This window comes from Elstera litoralis (genome assembly GCF_000963705.1).
Taxonomy (GTDB): domain Bacteria; phylum Pseudomonadota; class Alphaproteobacteria; order Elsterales; family Elsteraceae; genus Elstera; species Elstera litoralis.
The window spans coordinates 1-3,834 of sequence record NZ_LAJY01000040.1 but is presented as its reverse complement, the minus strand read 5'-3'; the positions used below and the strand labels follow the sequence as shown (position 1 = coordinate 3,834).

The 3,834-nt window shown below is 57.5% G+C and carries 4 protein-coding genes and 1 pseudogene; 3 read left to right on the top strand and 2 right to left on the bottom strand.

The annotated features are described in order from the left end of the window. Positions 1-182 (bottom strand): hemerythrin domain-containing protein (locus VZ95_RS02430; RefSeq protein WP_045774462.1); only part of this gene is annotated, 182 nt, incomplete at its 3' end. 326 nt (positions 183-508) lie between these two features. On the opposite strand from VZ95_RS02430, the gene VZ95_RS02425 reads away from it, so the two are divergent. Next, positions 509-1,651, top strand: a complete 1,143-nt coding sequence (locus VZ95_RS02425; protein ID WP_232302447.1) for a PQQ-dependent sugar dehydrogenase — start codon at positions 509-511, stop codon at positions 1,649-1,651. Here VZ95_RS02425 and VZ95_RS24965 read toward each other — a convergent pair. After that, the gene (locus tag VZ95_RS24965; RefSeq protein ID WP_045774461.1) at positions 1,648-1,959 is read right to left on the bottom strand and encodes a Dabb family protein; all 312 of its coding nucleotides are present in this window, start codon (positions 1,957-1,959) and stop codon (positions 1,648-1,650) included. The genes VZ95_RS02425 and VZ95_RS24965 overlap by 4 nt on opposite strands. A gap of 187 nt (positions 1,960-2,146) precedes the next feature. Between VZ95_RS24965 and VZ95_RS02415 the strand changes: the two genes are divergently transcribed. Next, on the top strand, positions 2,147-3,349 hold the full coding sequence (locus VZ95_RS02415; RefSeq protein WP_045774460.1) for an aspartate transaminase: 1,203 nt from the start codon (positions 2,147-2,149) through the stop codon (positions 3,347-3,349). Between the two features lie 221 nt (positions 3,350-3,570). Further along, positions 3,571-3,834: pseudogene (locus VZ95_RS26550) on the top strand (hypothetical protein); the annotation flags it as partial.

Below are 3,834 nucleotides of genomic sequence, written 5' to 3'. Positions count from 1 at the left end.
ACATCATCTTCCAACGCGAGATGAATGCGTAACTTGGCCGAGAGTTCGCTGAAGGCCTGGCGAATATCTTGGGCCTGCGCACTCCAGGTGGGTTTTGTAAGAATAGTCTCGATCTTGCTAACAATATCGGCGATTTCACTATGCTGGGTGCGGAAACGATGCGTTGCTGTCGGCTGCGACATGGATGTTCCCTTTCAGACGCAAGAGCAATTCTGCTTGTTTTTTTAGCAGTAACGGCAATTGGGTGAATTTTAACCTTTCAATAATCCTTTTAAAAGAGGTATTTCGCATATTATTTATTCGGGGGGGTGGCTTATCTCTGTTTTCAGACCATCTGCTTTTCAGCCCGCTCGGAGCCCCCTGTGACATGGGCGCTCGGTGCAGGCGGGAGGCCGTGCAAAACATAGCTTTGAAGATACAATTTAATAAAATTATGATTATGTCTCTCGATGGATGTGGGGACGGATGGGCCTATCGCGTTCAGGATGCTGTGAAGAGGAGAAGGGTCGTGCGATTTGCGCTTATGATTGGCGGATGGGTTCTGGGGGCGCTGATCGGTGTACCGGCGCAAGGGCAAACCCCTTCGGAGCCAAGCGCGCGGATTCCCAATATTGCCGAGGTCGTCACCGTCGCCAAAGGGTTGGAAAACCCGTGGGGGATGGCGTTTTTGCCCGATGGGCGACTGCTTGTGACTGAACGCCCCGGCCGGTTGCGCCTCGTTGCGCGCGATGGCCGTTTGTCGGAGCCGCTGACGGGGGTGCCGCAGGTGGTGGCGCGCGGGCAGGGCGGGTTGCTGGACGTGGCGCTCGATCCGCAGTTCGCCGACAATAAGCTCGTCTATCTCAGCTTCAGTGAAGGTGGTCCCGGCGGGGCGGGAACGGCGGTGGCGCGTGGCACGCTGACGGCAAGCGGGCTTGATGACGTGCGCGTGATCTTCCGGCAATCGCCGAAAGTGAATGGCACGGCGCATTTCGGCTCGCGGTTGGCTTTTGCCCCCGATGCTTCGCTGTTCATCACACTCGGCGACCGCTTTTCCTACCGCGACAGCGCTCAAGATCTCACCAGCACGCTCGGCAAGATCGTGCGGGTGCGCCGCGACGGCTCCCCCCCGAGCGATAATCCTTTCCTCACTCGGTCGGATGCCAAGCCGGAGATCTGGTCCTATGGGCATCGCAATGTGCAGGGCGCGGCGATCAACCCGGCGACGGGGCAGCTCTGGACCATCGAACACGGCGCGCAGGGCGGCGATGAACTCAATCGCCCCCAAGCGGGCAAGAATTACGGCTGGCCGGTGATTACCTTCGGCAAGGATTACAACGGCTCCAAAATCGGCATCGGCTCCAAAGCTCCCGGCATGGAGCAGCCAGTGCAATATTGGGACCCGTCGATTGCCCCCTCCGGCCTGTTGTTTTACACGGGCAAAGCCTATCCGGGGTGGACGGGGAGCCTGTTCACCGGCTCCTTGAAGTTCGGCGCGCTGGTGCGCATGACCCTTCAGGGCGAGACGGTGGTCAGCGAAGAGCGGCTGCTGGACGCGATGGGCGAGCGTATCAGGGACGTGCGCCAAGGCCCGGACGGGCTGATTTATCTGCTCACCGATTCGGCGGAAGGGCGGGTGCTGCGCCTCAATCCCTTAACGAAGAAACCCTAATCGGTCAGGGCATAGTCGAACACCTGCACCTGCCGCAGAATCGGGGCGATAAACTCGCGGATCACCCGCTGGTGGTCGGGGTGCGGCAGATAGGCGTCGCGGGCGGCGGCATCGGTGAAGGTCATGACGAAACCGAAATCGATGCCCTGGCCGGGGGCTTCCGGGCTGTTCTGGTCGCCGCCCGAATAGGCGAGAAGGCCGGGGATTATGGCCTTCAGCCCGGCCAGCGCTTCGGCACAGGCCTGCTTTTGATGCTCCGTCGCCTCAGCGGTCCAACCGAAGAGGACGACATGATTAATTTTAGCCATTGCCTTACTCCTATAAGAAAAGCGAAGGGCACTATGCCCGCTTGGCGCAACATTGTCCTCACGGCAATTTCCTGGATTGCGTGCCCGAAAATCCCGTCGCACAGTCGCGCCTAGACACCGGCCCGTTTTCCGATAGGGGAGGAGGCGCGGGCGAGTGGTGCCGTACATTGACCGAATAGGAAAGATCATGCCGTTCCTTGCTGCCCGCCTGTCCCGGATCAAACCGTCGCCGACCATTGGCGTGACCGATACCGCCCGTGCCCTCAAGGCGGCGGGGCGGGATATTATTTCCATGAGCGTTGGCGAGCCCGATTTCGATACGCCCGACCATGTGAAAGCGGCGGCGATTGAGGCGATTCAGAAGGGCGACACCAAATATACCGCTGTCGACGGCACGGCGGCGCTAAAGGCGGCGATCTGCGCCAAGTTTCAGCGCGAGAATAATCTTACCTATACGCCGGAGAACATTACGGTCGGCACCGGTGGTAAGCAGATTCTCTATAATGCGCTGATGGCGAGCCTCGATGCTGGCGATGAGGTCATCATTCCGTCGCCCTATTGGGTCTCCTACCCGGACATGGTGCTGCTGGCGGGCGGCGAGCCGGTGATCGTGCCGTGCGGCGAGAATGCCCATTTCAAGCTGACCGCCGAAGCGCTGGACGCGGCGATCACGCCGAAGACGAAATGGGTCATTCTCAACAGCCCGTCGAACCCAACCGGCATGGGCTATACGCGCGCCGAAATCCGCGCGCTGGCCGATGTGCTGCTGAAGCACCCGCACGTCTGGGCGATGACCGACGATATGTACGAGCATCTCGCCTATGACGATTGGCAGTTCTGCACACTGGCCGAGGTCGAACCAGGGTTGATCGACCGGACGTTGACCGTCAATGGCGTCTCGAAAGCCTATGCGATGACCGGCTGGCGCATCGGTTATGCGGGCGGCCCGAAGGCGCTGATTAAGGCGATGGCGACGATTCAGTCGCAATCGACCTCCAACCCCTCCTCGATCAGCCAAGCCGCCGCCGTGGCGGCCTTGACGGGCGATCTCGGTTTTCTCGCCGAACGGAACGAAATTTTCCGCGAACGCCGCGATCTTTGTGTCGATCTGCTCAACGACGCGCCGGGCCTTTCGTGCATGAAGCCGGACGGGGCGTTTTACGTCTACCCCTCCTGCGCCGGAACCATCGGTAAAACCACGCCGAGCGGCAAGCTGATTAAGAACGACAGTGATTTCGTCACCGCCCTGCTGGAAGCCGAGGGCGTTGCGGCGGTGCAGGGCGCGGCCTTTGGGTTGGAGCCCTATTTTCGCCTGTCTTACGCCACCTCAACCGAACTTGTAACCGAAGCGTGCCGACGTATTCAGCGGTTCTGCCAGTCGTTGCGGTAGAGACGACGTTACCGGGCATGCGCCCAGACGCTCTACGATGGGGGAACCCATCGTAGAGCGTAATTATAATTTCAAATAACGATCACCCTATCCAGCCGCCTCCAAGCGGAGGCCCTGAGCGAGTAATTTTCCGAACATATTTGTTTAATAAAGTGTTAATTGACATATCTTGAAACTCAAGATATCTAGCGGCTGTCTAAAATTCTCTCAAAGGTTGTCTCATGTTTGTCGAGGCGTCATATAGAATAAAAAATTCGGTAGTTAGGCAGCTTTCTGACCTTATTGAGGAAAATAATTGGACGAGACTTTTTGAGGCCGCATTAAAGGATGTTCGTGAATATAATATTGCTGAGCTTAGAGATGTGTCAGATCTAGAATCATATTTTGAATGGCTTGATTCTCTTTTAAGATGGACACCGAGAGAAACTTATGTCGGGGATGAAATATATAAGCGCGTAAGTGAGTTTTATTTTATTCTGAATCAA